This window comes from Tepidiphilus olei (assembly GCF_006980705.1).
GTDB classification, from domain to species: Bacteria; Pseudomonadota; Gammaproteobacteria; order Burkholderiales; family Rhodocyclaceae; genus Tepidiphilus; species Tepidiphilus olei.
Genome location: NZ_SBHO01000003.1, coordinates 37050 through 57434 on the forward strand (window position 1 = coordinate 37050; position 20385 = coordinate 57434).

22 protein-coding genes are annotated in these 20385 nt (G+C 64.9%); 6 read left to right on the forward strand and 16 right to left on the reverse strand.

The window, feature by feature from the left end:
* Positions 1-3 precede the first annotated feature (3 nt).
* Positions 4-1041, forward strand: a complete 1038-nt coding sequence (locus tag EPD80_RS04910; RefSeq protein ID WP_142809933.1) for a c-type cytochrome — start codon at positions 4-6, stop codon at positions 1039-1041.
* A gap of 181 nt (positions 1042-1222) precedes the next feature.
* Here the strand turns inward: EPD80_RS04910 and EPD80_RS04915 are convergent, their stop codons facing one another.
* The 16 genes from EPD80_RS04915 to EPD80_RS04995 all read right to left on the reverse strand — a co-directional run bounded on the left by EPD80_RS04915 (position 1223) and on the right by EPD80_RS04995 (position 14316).
* The gene (locus EPD80_RS04915) at positions 1223-2320 is read right to left on the reverse strand and encodes an NADH:flavin oxidoreductase/NADH oxidase (protein WP_142809935.1); all 1098 of its coding nucleotides are present in this window, start codon (positions 2318-2320) and stop codon (positions 1223-1225) included.
* A gap of 82 nt (positions 2321-2402) precedes the next feature.
* Complete coding sequence (locus tag EPD80_RS04920; protein WP_142809937.1) at positions 2403-2822, reverse strand: type II toxin-antitoxin system VapC family toxin; 420 nt, start codon at positions 2820-2822, stop codon at positions 2403-2405.
* Positions 2819-3073: a FitA-like ribbon-helix-helix domain-containing protein gene (locus EPD80_RS04925; RefSeq protein WP_142809939.1), complete on the reverse strand. Its 255-nt coding sequence runs from the start codon at positions 3071-3073 to the stop codon at positions 2819-2821. The genes EPD80_RS04920 and EPD80_RS04925 overlap by 4 nt, the downstream gene beginning before the upstream one ends.
* Before the next feature lie 139 nt (positions 3074-3212).
* Positions 3213-3425 carry a TOBE domain-containing protein gene (locus EPD80_RS04930; RefSeq protein ID WP_142809941.1) on the reverse strand — a complete coding sequence of 71 codons (213 nt, stop codon included), beginning with the start codon at positions 3423-3425 and terminating at the stop codon, positions 3213-3215.
* A 193-nt stretch (positions 3426-3618) separates the two neighbouring features.
* Entirely contained in the window at positions 3619-4158 is a 540-nt protein-coding gene (locus EPD80_RS11325; RefSeq protein WP_185957713.1) for a hypothetical protein, read from the reverse strand.
* Between the two features lie 18 nt (positions 4159-4176).
* Positions 4177-6879: a DEAD/DEAH box helicase gene (locus tag EPD80_RS04945; protein WP_142809943.1), complete on the reverse strand. Its 2703-nt coding sequence runs from the start codon at positions 6877-6879 to the stop codon at positions 4177-4179.
* Positions 6876-7094, reverse strand: coding sequence for a hypothetical protein (locus tag EPD80_RS04950; protein ID WP_055422493.1), 219 nt, complete (start codon positions 7092-7094; stop codon positions 6876-6878). Before EPD80_RS04950 ends, EPD80_RS04945 begins: the two co-directional genes overlap by 4 nt.
* Positions 7091-7612, reverse strand: coding sequence for a zeta toxin family protein (locus EPD80_RS04955; protein ID WP_142809945.1), 522 nt, complete (start codon positions 7610-7612; stop codon positions 7091-7093). The genes EPD80_RS04950 and EPD80_RS04955 overlap by 4 nt, the downstream gene beginning before the upstream one ends.
* Positions 7613-7615: 3 nt before the next feature.
* Positions 7616-9217: a site-specific DNA-methyltransferase gene (locus tag EPD80_RS04960; protein ID WP_142809947.1), complete on the reverse strand. Its 1602-nt coding sequence runs from the start codon at positions 9215-9217 to the stop codon at positions 7616-7618.
* Between the two features lie 399 nt (positions 9218-9616).
* Entirely contained in the window at positions 9617-9886 is a 270-nt protein-coding gene (locus EPD80_RS04965; RefSeq protein WP_055422496.1) for a type II toxin-antitoxin system ParD family antitoxin, read from the reverse strand.
* Between the two features lie 80 nt (positions 9887-9966).
* Complete coding sequence (gene yghU / locus EPD80_RS04970) at positions 9967-10812, reverse strand: glutathione-dependent disulfide-bond oxidoreductase (protein WP_142809949.1); 846 nt, start codon at positions 10810-10812, stop codon at positions 9967-9969.
* A gap of 73 nt (positions 10813-10885) precedes the next feature.
* Entirely contained in the window at positions 10886-11200 is a 315-nt protein-coding gene (locus EPD80_RS04975) for a DUF2442 domain-containing protein (protein ID WP_142809951.1), read from the reverse strand.
* Positions 11187-11435: a DUF4160 domain-containing protein gene (locus tag EPD80_RS11570; RefSeq protein ID WP_142809953.1), complete on the reverse strand. Its 249-nt coding sequence runs from the start codon at positions 11433-11435 to the stop codon at positions 11187-11189. Before EPD80_RS11570 ends, EPD80_RS04975 begins: the two co-directional genes overlap by 14 nt.
* A 10-nt stretch (positions 11436-11445) precedes the next feature.
* Entirely contained in the window at positions 11446-12135 is a 690-nt protein-coding gene (locus EPD80_RS04985) for a LutC/YkgG family protein (RefSeq protein ID WP_169114679.1), read from the reverse strand.
* Entirely contained in the window at positions 12132-13538 is a 1407-nt protein-coding gene (locus tag EPD80_RS04990; RefSeq protein WP_142809957.1) for a LutB/LldF family L-lactate oxidation iron-sulfur protein, read from the reverse strand. Before EPD80_RS04990 ends, EPD80_RS04985 begins: the two co-directional genes overlap by 4 nt.
* 13 nt (positions 13539-13551) lie before the next feature.
* Positions 13552-14316, reverse strand: a complete 765-nt coding sequence (locus tag EPD80_RS04995; protein ID WP_142809959.1) for a (Fe-S)-binding protein — start codon at positions 14314-14316, stop codon at positions 13552-13554.
* A 160-nt stretch (positions 14317-14476) separates the two neighbouring features.
* Between EPD80_RS04995 and EPD80_RS05000 the strand changes: the two genes are divergently transcribed.
* The 5 genes from EPD80_RS05000 to EPD80_RS05020 are packed head-to-tail and all read left to right on the forward strand — an operon-like array spanning position 14477 to position 20323.
* Complete coding sequence (locus tag EPD80_RS05000) at positions 14477-16480, forward strand: YgiQ family radical SAM protein (protein WP_142810169.1); 2004 nt, start codon at positions 14477-14479, stop codon at positions 16478-16480.
* Positions 16480-17184, forward strand: coding sequence for an AzlC family ABC transporter permease (locus EPD80_RS05005; RefSeq protein ID WP_221928856.1), 705 nt, complete (start codon positions 16480-16482; stop codon positions 17182-17184). The genes EPD80_RS05000 and EPD80_RS05005 overlap by 1 nt, the downstream gene beginning before the upstream one ends.
* Positions 17181-17507 (forward strand): AzlD domain-containing protein, encoded by a 327-nt coding sequence (locus EPD80_RS05010; protein WP_142804851.1) that lies wholly within the window; start codon positions 17181-17183, stop codon positions 17505-17507. Before EPD80_RS05005 ends, EPD80_RS05010 begins: the two co-directional genes overlap by 4 nt.
* 1 nt (position 17508) lies before the next feature.
* Positions 17509-18318, forward strand: a complete 810-nt coding sequence (mutM, locus tag EPD80_RS05015; protein WP_142809961.1) for a bifunctional DNA-formamidopyrimidine glycosylase/DNA-(apurinic or apyrimidinic site) lyase — start codon at positions 17509-17511, stop codon at positions 18316-18318.
* Positions 18319-18364: 46 nt separating this feature from the next.
* Positions 18365-20323 (forward strand): dynamin family protein, encoded by a 1959-nt coding sequence (locus EPD80_RS05020; protein WP_185957714.1) that lies wholly within the window; start codon positions 18365-18367, stop codon positions 20321-20323.
* The last annotated feature ends 62 nt before the right edge of the window (positions 20324-20385 follow it).

Below are 20385 nucleotides of genomic sequence, written 5' to 3' on the forward strand. Positions count from 1 at the left end.
AGCATGAAACGCAACAAGAAAACCCTAGCCGTGGCCGGCGCCGCCTTGGCTGCAGGTGTCAGCCTGGCTGCATTCGCCGATCCACTGCCTCCGGCGGTCGACACTCTGGTGAAGATGGGCTTTCCGGCACCCAAGGAGGGGGAGCTGGTCCATGTGCCGCCGACCATGGCCGACCTCGAAGCCGCCAACATTCATCCCAAACTGAAGGCCGTCATCCGTCGTGGCCACGACCTCTTTACTAACACCCAGCAGTTGCGCGGCAAAAACGTCTTCAACGACATGAACTGCTCCAGTTGTCACTTGGGCGAGGGGCGTATGCCCTTCAGTGGTCCGGTATGGCCGGCGGCGGTCACCCTGCCCGACTATCGCGACAAGAACGGCCACGTCAACAACCTCGAGGAACGCATCGCCGACTGCTTCGCCTACTCCATGAACGGCACCCCGCCGGAGTACGGCAGCGACGATATGCTGGCGCTGTCGGCCTACCACCAGTGGTTGGCCAAGGGGGTGCCCATGTACCCCGACCAGCCGATCTACGGCCGCGGATTCCCGGCGCCGCAGCGTCCAGCGAGCTTGAGCTATGCCAACGGCGAGGCGCTCTACATGGAGAAATGTGCGATCTGCCATGGCAAAGACGGCTCCGGCCTTTACCAGGGCGGAAAATACGTCTTTCCACCCCCCTGGGGCGACGGCTCCAACAACTGGGGAGCGGGCATCGTGCGCACCCACACCATGGCCGGGTTCATCAAAAACAACATGCCGCTGGGCCAGCCGCTATCACTCTCCGATCAGGAGGCGTGGGACATCGCCTACTACATAACCCAACAGGAGCGTCCTCAAGATCCGCGCTACAAGGGCAGCGTAGACGAGGTATTGGAGAAGTTCGGTCCTACTTTTCACAAGTTCAGCAGCTACGGCAAGGTGCGTGAGGTGGATGGCCATCGACTGGGCGATCACGCGAACTGGGGCGAGAAGGGGGAGAAGATCAAGCCCTGGAATGTCGGCAGACCGCGCTTCAAGGATCTCGAAGTCGAACAGTGAGGGCGGCTTCGTACCGAGCCTTCGGCGCCGAAACAGCCCTCGCCTGGCACGGTTTGGCTGAGGGCTGAGGCTTTCCCGAGGAAGACACCCCAAACACCCCACCAGAAGGGACACCCATTTTTCTCTGAAAGCTGGACATGGCTGAGCGATAAGTGGGTGTTCCTTCGTTTGTTCGTACGACTCACGCTCTGCCGTAACGCTCCAGCCAATGGGCGTAGGGCGCCGGCAGGACCCAGGACGGCCGCTCCTCGCCCAGTTCCAGCGCCGCCTTGTAGGGCCAGTGCGGATTGGCGAGATGGGCGCGCGCCACCATGACGAGGTCGAGCCGTTGGCGCGCCACCGCCTCGTTGGCCGTGGCCGGCACGTCGATGCCCCAGGAAGAAGCCACCGGTAGGCCCGTGGCCTCGCGCACCCGCGCCGCGATCGGCACCATGAAGGCCGGCGCCCAGGGGATCTTCGCCGCCGGCGTCGAAAAGCCGATGCTCACGTCGAGCAGGTCGAGCCCGAGCCGACGGAAGGCGCGCGCCAGTTCGATGGATTCGGCAAGCGTCTCCTCGTCGCGGCCGTCGAACTCGATCACGCCGAAACGCGCCGTGAGCGGCAGCCGCTCGGGCCAGACTTCGCGCACCGCCGCCAGCGTCTCGCGCAGGAAACGGCCGCGCCGCTCGGCGTCTCCGCCGTAGGCATCGGTGCGCCGGTTGGCATGCACTGAAAAGAAACTCTGCGCCAGATACCCGTGGGCGAAGTGCAGCTCCAACCATTCGAACCCGGCTTCCAGCGCCCGCCGGGCCGCGGCCACGAAGTCGCGCCGTACCCGGGAGATGTCTTCCAGCGTCATCTCGCGCGGCACGCGCGGCAGGTTCGCGCTGAAGGGAATGGCCGAAGGCGAGATCGGTGTCCAGGCGCGGGGATCGTCCTCGGGCAGGTGATCGTCCCCTTCCCAGGGGCGATTGGCGCTCGCCTTGCGGCCGGCGTGGCCGATTTGGATGCCGGGCACCGCGCCGGCTTTCTTGATGCCGGCGGCCACCTGCGCGAGCGCTTCGGCCTGGGCGTCGTTCCACAGCCCCAGGCAATGGGGCGTGATGCGCCCCTCGGGCGAGACGGCCGTCGCCTCGACCACCACCAAACCGGCCCCGCCCCGGGCGAGGCTCGCATAATGCACCGTGTGCCAATCGTTGGCCACGCCCTCCTCGGCGCTGTACTGGCACATCGGCGAGACGGCGATACGGTTGCGCAGCCGTACCTCCTTGAGCGTGAACGGGGAAAACAGAGCGGACATGGCGGAAGACTCCTTTTGGCAAAGCATGGTGATGGAACCGGATGGGATCCAGGCCCATGGCGTCCATGGACCGCGTTAAAGATCAACCCTCCCAAGGGTTGATCACGATTAGTCCTGCTGCTTCGAAAGGGGAGGTATTGCGCGTGGCAACGATCAATCCGTTGGCAACCGCCACGGCTGCGATGAGCCCGTCGGCTGTTCCGATCCCACTGCCTGAACGTCTGGCCGTCGCCAGCACATAGGCATAAGAATTCGTGCACGCCAGGTCGAACGCCAGCACGCGACCGGCAAACGGTGGCAGCACGCTCTTTTCCAGACAGTCATTCAGCTTGTCGCGCCGCTGCCCTGCCGGCATCAATGCCACGCCGGCGCGCAGCTCGGCCACGGTCATCGCGGACAGGTACAGCGTTTCCAGGGGTTGCGCATCGAGCCAGTCGATGACTCGGACGTTGGGCTCAGGGCGTAGCGGCTCCGAGACCACGTTGGTATCGAGCAGGATCATTCAAAGCTCGCTGCTCTGGCCGGGGTCTGTTCGCGCACGCTCTCCAGCAGGGCGAAATCCTCTTCGGTCAAACCGACCTCGCGGCCGGCGGCGGCCAGCATCGACCTGAGCTTCACCCGGTTCTGCGGGCGTACGGCCGCCTCCAGGATGGCGCGCAACTCGGCCTCGATGCTGCGGCCATGTCGAGCGGCCCGCGCTCGGATGGCACGATGCACCTCGTCAGGCAGGTTTCGGATGGTCACGGATGGCATGGTTCAAAAACTATCGATGAGGTTCTTGTTTTCATTATAGTTCGTGGTGGCGTTGAACGCCTTCACATCGAAGGGCAGCCTATGTTCGTCGGCAATGCGCAGCGTGTTATATTTTCGGAATTTCCCATGTTCCGAGGGCTCACTCCGTCACACCCAGCACCACGTGGCTGGCCTTGATGAGCGCGGTTGCGGGACGGCCTTCCTCGAGGCCCAGCTCACGCACGGCTTCGCTGGTAATCACGGCGTGCACCTGGCTGCCGCCGGGTAGAGTCAGCACCACTTCCGTGTTGATCGCACCCGGCACCAGTTTGCTCACCGTGCCGCGCAGGCGGTTGCGGGCGCTAGCTTTCATGATGACTCCTTTTTCAAGAGAATGGGTTGCGTAGCCGTTGTTTAGAGCAATGCGGCCAAGGCCGCCTCCGGCGCTGTGTCCAATAATATTATTTTGAGTGGCGCTTTGGCGGCCCCCATGGGGCTGCGCTTGCCTTGTTCCCTGTTGTGTAGGGTATCCAGGGGAACATTGCAAAGCAAGCCTCGCTTTTCACCTACCCCAAACCCGCCTGCAGCCACAAGTCGTTGAAGTTGTCGCCCACGCCCCAGCCGACGTTTTGGCCCAGCTGGCGCACTCGGTCGAGTCTGACCAAGAAAGGCGCCTGCTGCGGCTCGGGCAAGGCCAGCACGTACTTCAGCGCCTGCTCGAACATGTTCACGAGCGCGTCGTAAAAGCCTTCGTCCTCCATGCCGCAAACGGCCAGAAACGCAAATACTTCCTCGCAATAGAATACCGTCAGTTCGGCCAAGGCCTCCGGCTGGCCCAGTGCTTTTTTGTAATCGCTGATGGCTTTCTTGGCCTTGGCCACGGACTGCGGCTTGGGGGGGTCGGCAGGGTTGATCCATTGCGTGATCGTCGCTTTGTAAGGCTTGAGCGGGTCGTCACCCAATGCAAATCGAGTGTGCAAAAAAGCCTGGTTTTCCTTGCTGGCCGCGTACAGGTCATGCACCAGCCCGATCAACCCGGCGCGGTCGAGTTCGGCGAGTTTGGCCTTGACGTCGCTCCACGTTGGAGGTGTCTTTTTCACGTTCATACTCGATACTCGGTTTCTTCACCCCAGTTTTTCTTCGATCCACTCCCAGCGCTTGTCTGTGACCATCACGAAGCGGCAGCGGCCTTGCGACAGGCTGGCCCACAGGCCGCCGATCAGGCGGTCATCTTCGGCGGCGTTCCAGCGATCCGCGCCCTTGTATTCCACCGCCAGAATTGGCCCCGGCGCGTCTGCTGTGCCGGGCAATTGGCACAGGAAATCCGGGTAAAATCGGCCGTCGGCCTTCTGTAAGAAGAACGAACTGCCTTCTCGCCGAACGAGGTTGCGCACCCAGAACTGGATACGGCCCTGCTGCGCCCACATATCCAACTGGCAGGCGCATTCGAACTCTTCCTTGCTGTCGAAGTCGCCGATGCGGCCGTAGAAGTGCTTGCGAAAGTCGAAATGCCCGAAGCGGCCGTCGTAGTCGCGGCTGGGCGCGTAGGCCAAGGCGTGAAACTCGAAGGCGTACTGATCGGTCACGGTCACGCGCGAGGCCGCATCGTCACCAAAGAGCGTCTGCTGGTAGGCTTTGCGGACGGCCTGCCTGCGTAGTTCGCGAATGCGCGCCTCCAATAGATTGCGGATCAGGAACTTCTGCAGGTTGGCGCGTGCCAGCGTGAATCCTTCCCGGCGCAGCAAGGCCGTGAGCCACGCGGCGACGAACGCCTGCTTGTTCTCGTGGGTCAGCGACGGTTCGGGCAGGTTGCGGCACAACCAGGCGGCGAGGCGCACTTCGTTCCAGTGTTCGGGTGGATACACGAGACCCAGGTCGCGCTGCAATTCGGGCAGGAAACGCGACACCACGTGACCACCCGCGTCGACGTCGATTTCGCCGCCCTCGGCCACCTTGAGCGCCGCACCCAAGGCTGCGAGTTCGCCGGCCGTCGGTTCGGCGTCGTAGAGCGAGAGGTTCCACGGATATTCGAGCACTTCCGGATCGTCGAAGAGCTGCAACTTGCCCTGCACGCGCAAGGCCAGCTGCGGCACGCGAAAGCGCTCACCCTGTTCGGCCGGTGTCTGAAAAAACTCGATCGCCGTCGTGCGGCTCTTTTCGGCAGCTTCCTCAATGGCCGCGGCTGCCGTTGCGGAAGTGACCGATGCCTTGAGCGCTTCGGTTTCATCTTCCGAGAGCGGCGCGTGCAGGGTCAGGGTGTTGAGCGCACTGTCCCAGCTCAGTTTGTCGCGCACCGGTTTCGGCACGCTTTTGAGGTCGGGCTTTTCCGGCAGCGTCACCGCCACCGGCCGCACCACCACACGCCCGGCGTGAGCTTCCAGGTCGAGACGCGCCTGCTCCGGCAAAGCCGCAGCCACGAATTCGGCCACCTCGCGCCGCTCGAAGCCGGCCCCGGCCACCAGCCGGTCGCGCAGCGCGGCCGCTGTTTCGGCAAAGTTGCGCGACACCACGAATGCGTAGGATTGATTGAGGCGCTGGTCGGCAAAGTGGCGCGCGTTCGGCTGGCGCAGGATGCGCCCCAGCAGCTGTTCCACCGCCGTGGCCGATTTCAGCTCGGCCATGCTCACCAGAATGTAGGCAAACGGGCAATCCCAACCCTCGGCGAGCGCCTTCTGGGTGATGACGAATTTCACCGGACAGGCGGGGTCGGCAATCCCTTTGGGGTACGAGGTGTCGATGCTTTCCAACCCCTTTTCCTCACCCGTGGCCACGACGATCTCCTCGGGCGGAATGCCGTGGTTGGTGATCAGCTCGTTTTTTACGCGCGCCACATCGAGCGTTTCCACCCCGGCGCGGCGAGCTTCGGCCTGAATCAGCACCACCGGGCGCAGGTAGGGCGCGCCAGCGCGGCGGGCTTCCTCCGCCAGCCGGTGCAGCGTCTCGCGCCGGGTGAGCGCATCGGCGAGGCACTGCTGCCAGTTCGGCTCGGTTTCGAGCAACACCGGCAACTTGATCATTTCCTCCGCTTTCAATTCCGCCGCCGAGACGCTGTGCAACACGTTGCTCGGCGTGCGCGTGAGATCGGGCGTGGCGGTGAGCTCCATCACGCCGCTCGGGCGAAAGCGCGCCAGCATGTCGAAGGCGAGCTCCGTGCGGCTGTTGTGCGCCTCGTCCACGATCACGAACGGCCGGCGCAGGCGCAGCACGTTGGCGAGCGAATAGGGCACGGTGCGCTCGCTGCCCTCGCCCTCGGAGAGCAGGGCATCGCGCTGGCTGGGCACAAGATTGTCGAAGTGGTGCATCAGCGCGCCGCTTGACTGATACACCTTGCGGCATTCCTCGTCCTCCACCTGAAAGGCTTGGCGCGTGGCGACGATCACCGTGGTGGACGTGTCCAGCGTGGCGCGCGTCACGCTCTTGGCTTCTTCCAGATCGAGCACCGTCACCGGCCCCGCCTCGCGCAGCGCGGCGTGATAGGGATGCGCACGATCCTTCAGCGCCTTGAGGGTCTGCTCGCGGATGGGTTTGCTCGGTACCAGCCAAAGAATCACGCTGTACTGGGAGCGCAAGAGATGGGTATTGACGAGTTGCACGCTTTTTGCTGCGAGCCAGGTCTTGCCGCCGCCGGTCGGCACGCGCAGGCAGAAATACGGCATGTCCGCCGGAAAGCCCACGAGCGCATGGTACGGATTACCGCGCCCCCACAGGCGTTCGGTGGTGGCGGTGAAGGCGAGCGAAGGCGAAGGCAGCTCATGGCACGCCGTGAAGTAGGCCTGCACGCTGTCCAGCACCTGCTGCTGGTAGGTTTTGGGGGTGAAGGGGGTCATGGCTTTCCCGTGTCTGGCGCGTGCAGTGTCTGCTGCAGCTGCGGCGGTTCGAGCTCTTGGGGCCGTACCGCCTCGATCGCGCCGGCACGGCGGATGATGATGGCCGTACCGGTCCGCGCTGCGATTTCCCAGGCACGTAGGGCGGCGCGTTGCATGGCCTGACGTGATAGGCGCAAGTCCTCATCCTGCGCGGTTTCGATCGGTCGTGGATTCATGGCTTCTCGCTCCAGTCCAGCAATACCGGCGTGGCGCCGGCGTTGTCATACAGCGCCCAAGCGTCCACCAGCGGGGCATACAGGCGTTGGAAATTTTCCAGGCCGGCCGCAAAGCGGCGGCGGATCGTCGCTTCAGGAATGGCGTGTCCGCCTTGACGGACGCGCTGCGCGACACGGGCTATGGCTTCCTCGGGGCTGTCGAGCTGCAGAAAAATCAGCTTGACCCGGTAGCCAGCCGCCTGCCAGTCGCGGATGTGGTGTACGTAGCCGCGCCCGGCAAGCGTGGTCTCGAACGCGAAACTCTCGCGAGCCGCGAAGTGCCGCGAGAGTTCTTGCAACATCAGGCGACCAGCCTGTACGGCCGCCTTCTCCGGCGCAAATGGTGCTAGCCCCGCGGCGATCAGGTCGGCGTTCACAAACACCGGGCAACCGGCCTCGTTGGGCAAAAATTCGCGCGCAAACGTGGTTTTGCCCGCGCCGTTTGGCCCGGCAATGATGATGACCTTGCGCGCCTGCATGGCTCACATCTCCAGCGCGTAGGGCGTTTGCTTGAAGATGATGCCCTCGCGCGCCAGCCGTGCGTTGCCCAGGCGGCAGGCGGCGGCGTAGATCACTTTTGGGCCGGCGAAGGGCGGCAGCGCCTCGAACACGGCGCTGGTGAGCACGTTGCCGCCGTCCGCCGATTTGTCCTTGAGAATGCCGTTGTAGAGGAGATAAATGGCCCGGCCCTCAAAGATGCCCAGGAGCGGCGAGTCGGCTGTGCCGCTAAAGCCCGTGCCGGTTTCCACGAACCAGACGAATTCGGCGAGCTGGGCAAAGGTCACGTCGCCGCGGATTTGGCCGTCGGCGTCGAACAAGGGCTCGGGGCAGAGGCGGCAGAACTGGAATCCGCCGCCCAACCCTGCCACCGCCTGCCCCTTGGCATTGGTGTAGCCCTGCGCCACCCGGCGCACGCGCTCGGCGGTGACGTTTTGCGCGATGCCCGGGTCCATCTCGACCAGGATGAAACGGCGCTTACCGCCGTCCTCGGCGTTTTGTTTCAGAACCGCGTGGGCCGTGGTGCCGGAGCCGGCGAAACTATCCAACACAAGTGAATTGCGATCCGTAAATGCTTGAAGAAATCTCGCTATAAGCGCGGATGGCTTTGGAAAATCGAATGTCTTTCCATCACCGAACATCGCCTTCAGTTCGTTTGTGCCCTGTTGTGTGTATATCGACTCAATAATCGAATAGAGCTTTGATCCGCGTTCTTCGCCATCTGCATCACGAAGATACTGCTTGTAGTTCACAGACCATTTTCCACGTACCTTCTTGATGACTAGTTCATTGGATTCCAATGCGGCAAGTGTTCGCTCTCTGGACCACTGCCATTGCTTTTCCGGCCAAATTTCTTCGCCTTCGAAAGGAATCGGATACCGGAGGTTTGGGCGCGAATCCATGCTGTTCGTGGCAAGCGGCTGTAATCGGTATGGTCCTCTGGATTCGAACTTCTCGTCCTGAAACTTGTAATAACGCTTTATGTTGTCGCTCGGGGGAAGTTCGATTTCCCCTATAAGCCTCTTGTTCCGCGCAAAGCAGAGGATGTACTCGTGCAGGTTGACAACTTGCTTCGACTTCGCGCCGCCGCCGTAGCTCTTTTTCCAGATAAAGGTCTCTATTCGATTCGAGGCTCCGAAGATCTCATCGAGCAACAACTCCGCATAGCGGTGCTCATTGCTGTCAAGAGACATGAGGAGTACGCCATCCTCGCGCAGGAACTGCCTCAAGAGCACCAGCCGCGGGTACATCATGCACAGCCAGCGGTCGTGGCGGTCGAGGGTCTCGCCTTCCTTGCCGACCACCTCGCCCAGCCACTTGCGAATCTCCGGGCTGTTGACGTTGTCGTTGTACACCCAGCCCTCGTTGCCGGTGTTGTAGGGCGGGTCGATGTAGATGCATTTCACCTGGCCGGCGTAGCGCGGCAGCAGCGCCTTCAAGGCGTGCAGGTTGTCGCCCTGCACGATGAGGTTGCCCGAATCCGCCGGGCCGCAGGAAAGATCCGCGACCGGCTCCAGCAGTCGGAACGGGACGTCCTTGTGATGCTTGACGACGGCGTCTTTGCCGATCCAGTTCAGTGTTGGCATGGGCGCTCATTTCTTGGAAAGGGAAACCCGGCAGGCGCCGCGTTTCCGTTATTGCGTGGGAATGAAGTGTAGCGGTTCGCGCCGGCTCCGGCAACGGCATGGAATGATCCGGTGCAGCGTCGCTGCAGCGCCCGAAATATTTCGACCTGTGCCGCTCTCGGGCAGGCGCAGCGATTCCGGCCCGCGGATGCGGTGGACGCGGCGGCCGCGCAAAGATTCGACTAGATTTTTGTGTCGGTTTTGGTGTCGGGAGAGAGATTTTTTCGGCGAACTGCGCTTCGACGTCCATGGCCCCGTGCAGCACCCGCACGATCCGCACCAGGCCAGGCTCTTCAAAAAACAGCACGAGGTAGTTGCCGTATCCGCTTCGGCCTGCGGCAGAAAGATAAGCCGTACCAATCAGGTTCTTTCGGCCGCTTCAGCCATGGCGAGATACTTCGCCTCCAGCCGGTCGAACACTTCTTCCTCCGAAAGATCCGGTCCGCTGGCCAGACCCACCGCCACGGCTTCGCGCAGGGCTTGCAGCTTGGCCGCCTGTTCGGCTTCATGCTCTTCGAGCAGGCGCAGTCCGGCGCGCACCACTTCGCTGGCGTTGTTGAAACGGCCCGACTCCACCAGCTGGCGGATGAAGGCTTCGAAATGGGGGCTGAGTGCCACACTGGTCGGCATTGCAGTATCTCCTGATGACTAACAACAGTTATTAAAATCGGCCCACAGTCCCTTGTCAAGGTTCGTCTTGCCGCAAGCGCTCAGGAAACGAGGAAATCTTCCGGTCCGTGCCGCTCGGGCAGGCGCAGCGATTCCGGTCCGCGGATGCGGTTGACGCGGCGGCCGCGCTGGACGGCGGGGCGCTCGGCGAGTTCGTTGGCCCAGCGCACCACGTTCTTGTAGCTGTGGACCTGCAGGAACTCGGCGGCGTCGTAGAGGTTTTCCAGGATGAGGCCGCCGTACCAGGGCCAGATGGCCATGTCGGCGATGGTGTATTCGTCGCCGATCATGAAGCGGCGTTGGGCGAGGTTGCGGTCGAGCACGTCGAGCTGGCGCTTGACTTCCATGGCGAAGCGGTCGATGGGGTATTGCAGCTTGATGGGCGCGTAGGCGTAGAAGTGCCCGAAGCCTCCGCCCAGGTAGGGGGCGGAACCCACTTGCCAGAAGAGCCAGGAGAGGCACTCGGCCCGCGGAGCACCCGAGGCGGGGAGGAATTGGCCGAATTTTTCCGCCAGATAGACCAGGATGGCGCCGGATTCGAACACCCGCGTCGGAGGATTGGTGCTGCGGTCGAGCAGGGCCGGAATCTTGGAGTTGGGGTTGATGGCGACGAACCCGGTCGAGAATTGCTCGCCTTTCATGATGTCGATGGGCCAGGCGTCGTATTCGGCATCGGCGTGGCCGGCTTCGAGCAGCTCTTCGAAGAGGATGGTGACTTTTTGGCCGTTGGGCGTGCCGAGCGAGTAGAGCTGGTGGGGGTGCTTGCCCACGGGCAGCTCGGCTTCGTGCGTGGGCCCGGCCACGGGGCGGTTGATGCTGGCGAATCGTCCGCCGCTGGGTTGTTCCCACTTCCAGACGCGCGGCGGGGTATAGGCTTGATCGGTCATGGGGGGCTCCAGTGTCGGGGGTAGTAGGAGACGAGGGCAAACGTTCACGGATTCTGCGACCTGGTGCTTCGTTTCAGCCATGAATCAGGGCAGTCCGCGAACCGAATTCACCTTGTAACACGGCGGGAAGAAAGAGATCGACATCGCGTCGTGGCCAATGCAGCCCCAGTCCGGATGGGCTGATTTCGATGGCGGCAAGCTCTTCTGCCGTGGCATCGCCCAATCCGGGAACGCGGTCAGGAGGAAAAGAAATTTCCATGCCCGTATTGAGACCAATGACGATGCGGTTTTTTGCGGGGTCATAGTGTGCGCAGATCGCATGACCGCGTTGCCGCAATTCCTCCATCCTTTGCTGGGCCTGAATGAAAGATTCTTCAGTAATCTCCATGAATTTGCCTCCATTGGTGGCAGAGTGTAGCCAGCCGGTCGGCCAGCATTTTCCGGATTCGGTTGAGTGACTGTCGATCGAATCCGAAGGTGAGCCGAAGTTCTGGCGGACCGTCGGGGCAGTGCAGGTCGAAAGTCGCTTCTCGCCCGCTGTCAATTATATGGACATGAGCTGGACGGTGATCGTTCGTATAGATGACGATCCTCAAAGAGCCTTGGCGCAATACGGTCGGCATCCGGGCACCGTCATTCTGAAAAAATCACCACATGCACCCGTCTCGGTCCATGCGCGCCGAGCTGGATCGTCTGTTCGACGTCGCCCGTGCGGGAGGGGCCGGCGACGAAGTTGATGGTGCGCGGCAGCCGCTCGCGCCAGTCGCCGCCAGCGGGAGCGAGGTGGTGGCGCAGGCGCTGCCAGAGGTCTTCGAAGTGGCGCACGATGGTGGCAGCGTCGAGTAGGATGAAGTGGTTGTCGGGCACGAAGAGGTGGGTGACGGGGCTTTCCGGGCCGGAGAGGAAGGCGAGGTTGCCGACTTCGGCAATGCCGGCAAACGCGAGGCTCACGGCGCTCTGGGTGTCGATGCCGGCGGGGCCGGGGTCGAGGGACCAGTCGGCGGGCCAGGGGAGTTCGAGCAGGGGCCGGGCGGCGTGGGTGGGGGGAGGGAGGTCGTGTTCGCGGCACCAAGCGACGAGGTGCTCGACCGCGGATGCTTTCGTGGGCACGAGGGCGCTGGTGCCGCCGCGGGCTTCCCAGCGCCGGCGCCAGCGTTCGACCAGATCTTCGTCGGGCACGGCAATGCGCGGGTGCACCGGGGGCAAGGGGAATTCGGGCGCGGGCGGGGCGGCGTCACGGCCGAGGTTGCGGCGAATCGCGCCGAGCACGGTGTCGCGGCGTCGGGCGGCGAGGGCGGGGTCGAGGGGATCGGGTTCGTTCATTCGTCGCGGCCTTTGGCGTGCCAGAGTTCGAGGAAGGTACGGCCAGCGGGGGCGGGGAGGTCGCGCGCGTCCGTCCATGCGTGGAGTCCTGTCAGGCGGCGGATGCGTCCTTTTCGGCCGAGGGTGGCAAGCAGCCGCACGGCGAGGCGCTCGAGCCCGTGGTAGAGGGCGGGGCGTTCGGCGGCGCGCTGCCACAGGGCCTTGACGCGCTGCTCCGCCGGGGGGTGCAGGCCGTCGCGCTGCTGGGCGTGGCGTACTTCGCGGATGAGATCGGGCAGGGGGATTTTCACCGGGCAGACTTCGCCGCAGCGGCCGTTGAGGGTGCAGGCGTTGGGGAGGTCGTAGGCGGTGTCGAGCCCGACGAAGAGCGGCGTGAGCACCGAACCCATGGGGCCGGGGTAGACCCAGCCGTAGGCGTGCCCGCCGATGGCCCCATAGACGGGGCAATGGTTCATGCAGGCGCCGCAGCGGATGCAGCGCAGCATGGGGCGCCAGGGGCCGCCGAGCATGCGGCTGCGGCCGTTGTCGACGAGCACGACGTGGTATTCCTGCGGACCGTCGGGATCGTCGGCGCGGCGCGGGCCCATGGAGTAGGTGGTGTAGGTTTCGCTGTCCTGCCCGGTGGCGCTGCGCGCGAGCAGCCGCAGGAAGAGGGTGGCGTCTTCCAGGGTGGGGACGATTTTCTCGATGCCGGCGGTGACGATGTGCACGCGGGCGAGCGACTGCGTGAGGTCGCCGTTGCCCTCGTTGGTGACGATGACGGAGGCGCCGGTCTCGGCGATGAGGAAGTTCGCGCCGGTGATGCCGACGTCGGTGCGGAAGAACTTGCGCCGTAGCTGCAGCCGCGCCTCGGTGACGAGCTCGGGGACGGTGGTCTTCGGCGGGCCGCCGTGGTGTTCGGCGAAGAGTTCGGCGATCTGTTCCCTGGTTTTGTGTACGGCCGGAGCGATGATGTGCGAGGGGGGCTCCTTGGCGAGCTGCACGATGTATTCGCCCAGATCGGTTTCGATCACTTCGAGCCCGTCGGCGGCGAGCGCTTCGTTGAGTCCGATCTCTTCGGAGACCATGGATTTGCCCTTGGCCACCGTCTTGGCACCAGCGCGCCGGCATAGGGCGAGCACAATGGCGCGGGCTTCTTCGGTGTCGCGCGCCCAGTGGACCTGACCGCCCAAGGCGTGTACGCGCGCTTCGAAGCGTTCGAGCCAGAGGTCGAGCTCGGAGAGGATCTCGTCCTTGCGGGCGCTGGCGGCTTCGCGCAGGGCCTCGAACTCGGGGACTTCGGCGATGGCCTTGGCGCGCTTGCCGATGAACCCGTCGGCGGCTTTGGCGAGCGCGCGCTGCAGGTTGGGGTCGTGCAGCGCGAAAGTGGCACGGGGGACGAACTCACGGGTACGGATCTGCATGGGATCGCTCCGTTCAGGCCTGGCCGATGCCGGGGCCGTCGGCGAGGCCAGCGAGCACTTCGACCGTGTGATAGACGCGCACCGGGGCGCAGATGCGGGAAAGCCGACCGGCGAGGTGCAGGAGGCAGCCGAGGTCGCCGCCGAGCACGACCTCCGCGCGCGTGGCAAGGAGCCGTTGTACCTTGTTCTCGGCCAGGCGCTCGGAGAGGGCGGGGTATTTGACGCTGAAGGTACCGCCGAATCCGCAGCAGACTTCGCGCTCTTCGGCTTCGACAAGTTGCAGCCCTTCGACGCGGGCAAGGAGCGCGCGTGGCGCTTCGCGGATGCCGAGCTGGCGCAGCCCCGAGCAGCTGTCGTGGTAGGTGACGCGATGGGGGAAGCGGCTGCGGATGTGCTCAGCACCAACCCGTTCGTGGAGAAAGGTGAGGAGTTCCCAGGATTTGTCGGCAAGCGCCTGGGCGCGGCCGGCCCAGAGCGGGTCGTCGCGTAGCAGCCGGGGGTAGTCGTACTTGAGGGTGGCAAGGCACGAGCCGGAGGGAGCCACGAGGGCGTCGAACGCCTCGAATTGCGCGATGGTGCGCCGTGCGAGCGCCCGGGCGGCGTCTTCGTCGCCGCCGTTGTAGGCGGGCTGACCGCAGCAGGTCTGCTCGCGCGGAACTTCGACCCGCCAGCCGGCGTCTTCGAGGAGCCGCGCGGCGGCGAAGCCGATGTTGGGCCGCATCGCGTTCATCAGGCAGGTGGCGAAGAGACCGACGGTACCGGCACGACAAAGGGGCATGGGCAGTTCGCTCCAGGAACGTTCCTTGTGTAGGATAATGGGAATCGATGGACCCGGCAAGGCGGGCGAAGGATGAGGAACGATGCGGCAGACGGAAGTTTGGAACGGAGAGACGATCATCGCGCCGGCGAGCGCCCGGGCGCCGGTGCCGTTCTTCCCGATGACGCGCGCGGAGATGGAGCGGCTGGGGTGGGACGCGTGCGACGTGATCCTGGTGACGGGGGACGCGTACATCGACCATCCGAGTTTCGGCATGGCGCTGCTCGCGCGTCTCCTGGAGGCGCACGGCTACCGCGTGGGTATCCTCAGCCAGCCAGATTGGCACAGCGCCGAGCCGTTCAAGGCGTTGGGGCGCCCGCGCCTTTATTTCGGCATCACCGCCGGTAACATGGATTCCATGGTCAACCGCTATACCTCCGAGCGGCGCATCCGTTCGGACGATGCCTATACGCCGGGCGGGGTGGCGGGCAAGCGCCCGGACCGGGCGGTGATCGTCTACGCGCAGCGGGTGCGCGAGGCGTTTCCCGGCGTGCCGGTGGTGCTGGGGGGAATCGAGGCGAGCCTGCGGCGGCTGGCGCACTACGATTACTGGTCGGAGAAAGTGCGCCGCTCGGTGCTGCTCGACGCGAAGGCCGATATTTTGCTCTACGGCAACGCGGAGCGGGCTCTGCTCGCGCTCACGCGTCGGCTGGATGCGGGCGAGCCGATCGGTTCGATCCGCGATCTGCGCGGCACGGTGTTCGCGGTGCCGCCGGGCTGGAAACCGCAGGCGGACTGGCGCGAGATCGACGCGAGCGAGATCGAGGCGCCCGGACGTCCCATGCCGCCGCCCGACCCCTATGCCGTGCGCCCCCTGTCGCCCGTGCCGCAGCCTTCCGATGCGCCAGAGCCCGTGGGCGCGAAACGCGACCGTAGCCGCGAGGTGGTGCGTCTGCCTTCGTTCGAGTCGGTGCGCGATGATCCCCTCCATTATGCGCACGCCTCGCGGGTGATGCACCTGGAGTCGAACCCGGGCAACGCCCGCGCCCTGGTGCAGCGCCACGGCGAAGGGCCGGGGGCGCGCGAGGTGTGGGTCAATCCGCCGCCGCTGCCGCTATCCACCGCCGAGATGGATTTCATCTACGGTCTGCCCTATGCGCGACGACCCCACCCGAGCTATGGGCAAGCGCACATCCCTGCCTGGGAGATGATCAAGTTCTCGGTGAGCATCATGCGCGGCTGTTTCGGCGGCTGCACGTTCTGTTCCATCACCGAGCACGAGGGGCGCATCATCCAGAGCCGTTCGGAAGACTCCATCCTGCGCGAGATCGAGGCGATCCGCGACCGCACGCCGGGCTTTGCCGGGCACGTGACCGACCTGGGCGGCCCGACGGCGAACATGTACCGGATGCGCTGCAAGGACCCCGCGATCGAACGCCATTGCCGGCGCCTGTCCTGCGTCTATCCCGGCATCTGTCCGAACCTGGATACCGACCATGCGCCGCTCGTGCAGCTCTATCGCCGCGCGCGGCAGGTGCCGGGGGTGAAGCGCATCACCATCGGCTCGGGCGTGCGCTACGATCTGGCGGTGCGCTCGCCCGAGTACGTGCGCGAGCTCGTCACCCACCACGTGAGCGGGCGGCTGAAGATCGCACCGGAGCACACCGAGCCGGGGCCGCTCTCCAAGATGATGAAGCCGGGGGTGGAGACGTTCGAGCAGTTCCGCGCTCTCTTCGAGCGGTTCTCACGCGAGGCGGGCAAGAACCAGCAGCTGATCCCGTACTTCATCGCCGCGCATCCGGGGACCACCGACGAGGATATGGTGGCCCTGGCGCTGTGGCTGAAGAAGAACGGTTTTCGCCCCGATCAGGTGCAGACTTTTTTGCCCACGCCGATGGCGCTCGCCACGGCGATGTACCACAGCGGGCGCAATCCGCTGCGGCCGCTCGCGCGCGGCGAGACGGTGGAGGTGGTGCGCGAGGGGCGGCGTCGGCGGCTGCACAAGGCGCTGCTGCGCTGGCACGATCCGGCCAACTGGCCCCTCATTCGTGAGGCGCTGCTGAAGATGGGGCGGCGCGACCTGATCGGCAATCGGCCGGATCAGCTGGTGCCGTGGCAGGATGCACCGGGGGGGCGGGTTGGCTCCGGTGGGCGGCGTTCGCCGGGCACCTCGAGGAGAGGGTGATGTCCACGCTCCGAATGGGTCTGCGCGAAGGGGGCCGTGAAATTCTGGCCTTTTCCCTCGGGCTGGTGCCTTGGGCGATCGCCACGGGCATCGCCATGCGCGCCAGCGGCCTCTCGATCGGCGAATCCTTGGCGATGAACGTGCTCGTTTTCGCGGCGACCGCCCAGCTGGGCACTTTGCCGCTGCTCGTGAGCGAGGCTCCGGTGTGGCTGATCCTGGCCACCGCGGCGATCTTGAACCTGCGTTTCGTCATCTACAGCGCGGCGATGGCCCCGGCGTTCCACGATCAACCTTGGGCGCGCCGCGCCTTGGGTAGTTATCTGCTCGTGGATGTGGTCTTCCTCGTCCAGGGACCCGGTCTGCTCCAGGAACAGGACGCCCAGCGACGTTGGGGGCGTTTCCTCGGCGCCGGCCTGTGGTGCTGGGGGACGTGGCAGATCGCTTCGCTCGTCGGGATCGTGGGGGCGAGTTGGGTGCCGGAGCACTGGTCGCTGGGATTCATGGGAACCATTGCCCTGTTGGTGCTGCTCGTCCCCATGTGCCGGGAACGGGTGATGCTGGTCACGGCTTTGGCTGCCGGTGCGTCGGCTTTGCTGCTGCGGGATTTGCCGCTGCGTACCGGGGTGATCGCCGCCGTGATCGTCGGCTTGGTGGCGGGCTATCTTTTCGAACGGCGACAGCAAGGCGTTGCTCGGGAGCGATGATGGGTGAGTGGCGACTCTATGGGATCTTCGCATTGATGTTCTTTGCCACCTGGCTCACCCGGGGGGCGTTCCTGCTCGCGGGCGAGCGGGTGCGTCTGCCGGCGGGCATGCAGCGCTTCCTGCGCTTCGCGCCAGCGGCGGCGCTGGGTGCGCTGATCGCGCCGGAACTGGTGGGGGGGACGGGACAGCCATTGGATTTTCTCTCGCCGCGCCTCGTTGCCGCCGCGGCGGTGGTGCTCGTGGTGCTTCGCTGGCGCAATCCGTGGGTGCCTTTCCTCGCGGGGATGGGCGTGTTGCTCGCCCTGCAGCATCTGGGGGGGTGAGATGCCTGAACTGCCCGAAGTGGAGGCGGTGCGCCGCGGCGTGGAGGAGCGCCTCGTCGGGAAAATCCTGACGGAAGTGCGGGTGCGCGAGCCGCGCCTGCGCCGGCCGGTTCCTTCGCTCGCCTCCTGGGTCGGGCGGCGGCTGCTGCGGGTGGAGCGGCGGGGAAAGTATCTGCTGTGGCGCTTCGACGAGGGGACGCTGCTCGTGCATCTGGGCATGAGCGGGCGGATCGCGTTTGTGGCGCCGGACGTGCCGCCGGGGCGGCACGATCACCTGGATTTTCTGTTTGCAGAAACTTTGCTGCGCTATACCGACCCGCGGCGTTTCGGCCTCGTCGAGCCACTCGATGCAGCCGCCGAACGGACCCTGGAGGCGCGCCTGGGGCTCGAGCCGTGGGACGAGCGGCTCACCCCGGCTTGGGCCCGCGCCAAGGTGCAGGGACGGCGGCGGGCGGTCAAGGAAGTGCTGCTCGCGGGCGACGTGGTGGTGGGGGCGGGCAACATCTACGCCTGCGAAGCGCTCTTTCTTGCCGGTATCCCGCCGGGTCGGCCGGCGGAGTCGCTCGACGAGGGCGATTGGGCGCGGCTGATCGCGGCGCTGCGCGCGGTGTTCGAGGCGGCGATCGCCGCCGGCGGCACGACCCTGCGCGATCACCGCACGGTGGAGGGCAAGGGAGGCGAATATCGCGGCCGGCTCGCGGTGTATGGGCGCGAAGGGGAGCCGTGTCCGCGCTGCGCTACGCCGGTGCGCCGGGTGACACAAGGAGGACGGGGTACCTTTTTCTGTCCCTCGTGCCAACGCAGTGGATGAGGGGCATGGTAAGCTTATATGGTGTTTCCATGCCTGGGGATCGGCGGTGAGTCTCGAACGGTATTTCACGGCCTATGACGAATGGCGTCGAGAGGCGCTCGAGGCGCTGGAATCTCTTGCCCGCACGCTGGAATCCCTGGGCGTGGCGGACGAAGCGTTCGCTGGCAGGCTCGAGGCGGCCCGTGAGCGCCTGCGCGAGGAGTGTCTGCGCCTGGCGTTCGTGGCGGAATTTTCTCGGGGCAAGTCGGAACTGATCAACGCACTCGTCTTTTCTTCGCTCGGTGCACGGGCCTTGCCCTCTCGCAGCGGCCGTACGACGATGTGCCCCACCGAGATCGAATGGTACGAGGGAGCGCGTCCCGAAGTCTTGTTGCTACCGATCGACACGCGCCGCGAGATCGTTTCACTGCACGAGGCGCGACGTCGCCGCGAGTGCTGGAGCGTGCAGTCCTACACTCCAGAAGACCTCGCCTCCGTCCAACGGGCGCTCGAACGCGTGGGCGAGACCCGGCGTATCCCGGTCGACGAGGCAGAATTCTTGGGTTTTCACATCGACCCCAGCGGCGAGGCCGGCTTGGTGCCGGGTGAAGACGGCCTCGTGGAAGTGCCCGCCTGGCGCCATGCCATCGTGCGCTATCCGCATCCGCTGCTCGCCCGCGGGCTGGTGATTCTCGATACGCCGGGGTTGAATGCCATCGGCGCCGAAACGGAACTGACGCTCTCGCTTTTGCCGCAGGCCCACGCCGTGGTCTTCGTGCTGGCCGCCGATACGGGCGTCACCCAGAGCGACATGAAGATCTGGCGCCATTACGTGCTCGAATCGCGCGTCGACCCCGACGAAGGGTGTCTGATTGCGCTCAACAAGATCGATTCGCTGTGGGACGGTATCCGCACCGAGGACGAGATCGAGCGCGAGATCGCCGCCCAGGTCGACTCCGTGGCGCGCATGCTGGCGGTGCGCCCGGAGCATGTCTTCCCCCTCTCGGCGCAGAAGGCGTTGGCCGCTCGCATCCATGGCGAACGGGACTTGCTGCGCCGTAGCCGCATCGAACCGTTCGAACACGCCTTGTCTCAGGATTTGCTCGGAAAACGCCAGGCGCTCACGCGCGAGGCGGTGGAGTCCGCCTTTCGCGAGATCGGTTCGTTGGCTGCGGGAATGTTGCGCGAGCGCTTGTCGGCCGTGGGAACACAGGAGTCGGAGCTGGTCGCCCTTCGGGGCCAGAACCGCAGCCGAGTGGCGTATCTCTTGCGCAAGGCCCAGACGGAGAAAGAGGAATTCGATGCGGCCTTGCGCCGTTATCAGGCCACTCGCGCCGTTTATGTCAAACTCTGTCGTGAGTTGCTCGACGCGGTGGCGATGTCGCGCTTTCGTTTCGAGCTGGCCGACGTGCGCCATCAGATGGAGATGGCGGCGTTTTCTTCCGACTTGAGGGAGCGCATCGAGCAGTTTTTCGCACGGGTGTTCGCTCTCATCGACCGGGCTCAGGCCAAGGTGGCGGAGATACACGAGATGCTCACCACCATGATGCGCCAGCTCGAAGTGGAACACGGCATCGTCTGCAATCCACCGGCGCCGCTCGATTTCGCCGCCGCCCGAGAGTCGCTCGAGACGGCGCGTACCTTGGCCTTACGCCAGCTTGCCAGCTGGGGCACCATGCTTGCGCATACCAAGTCGGGAGTCATCGAACGATTCCTCGCCTTGGTCGGAAGCGAGGTGCAGCATCGCTGGGCGGCGATGCACCGCGAAACGGTCACCTGGGTCCGGCAGGCGTTGTTGCCGCTCGAGGCGGCCTTGAAAGAGAAGAAGACCGAGCTCGAGTTGCGCATGAACGGCATCGTACGGGTGCATCAGGCGGCGGAATCCCTGGAGCCGCAGCTGGCCGAACTACATGCGGAGCGCGAGCGGCTCGAACAGCAACTCCAGCGGCTCGAAACCATGTTGCAGCGAGGGCTGGCGACCATCGCGCGCCCCCTGCTCGAACGCGCGCCCGAACATGCCGCTTGATCCTGGCGCGGCTTGCGTGTAAATTCTTCGACGATTCATTCACGCGGCCAAGATCATGAGAG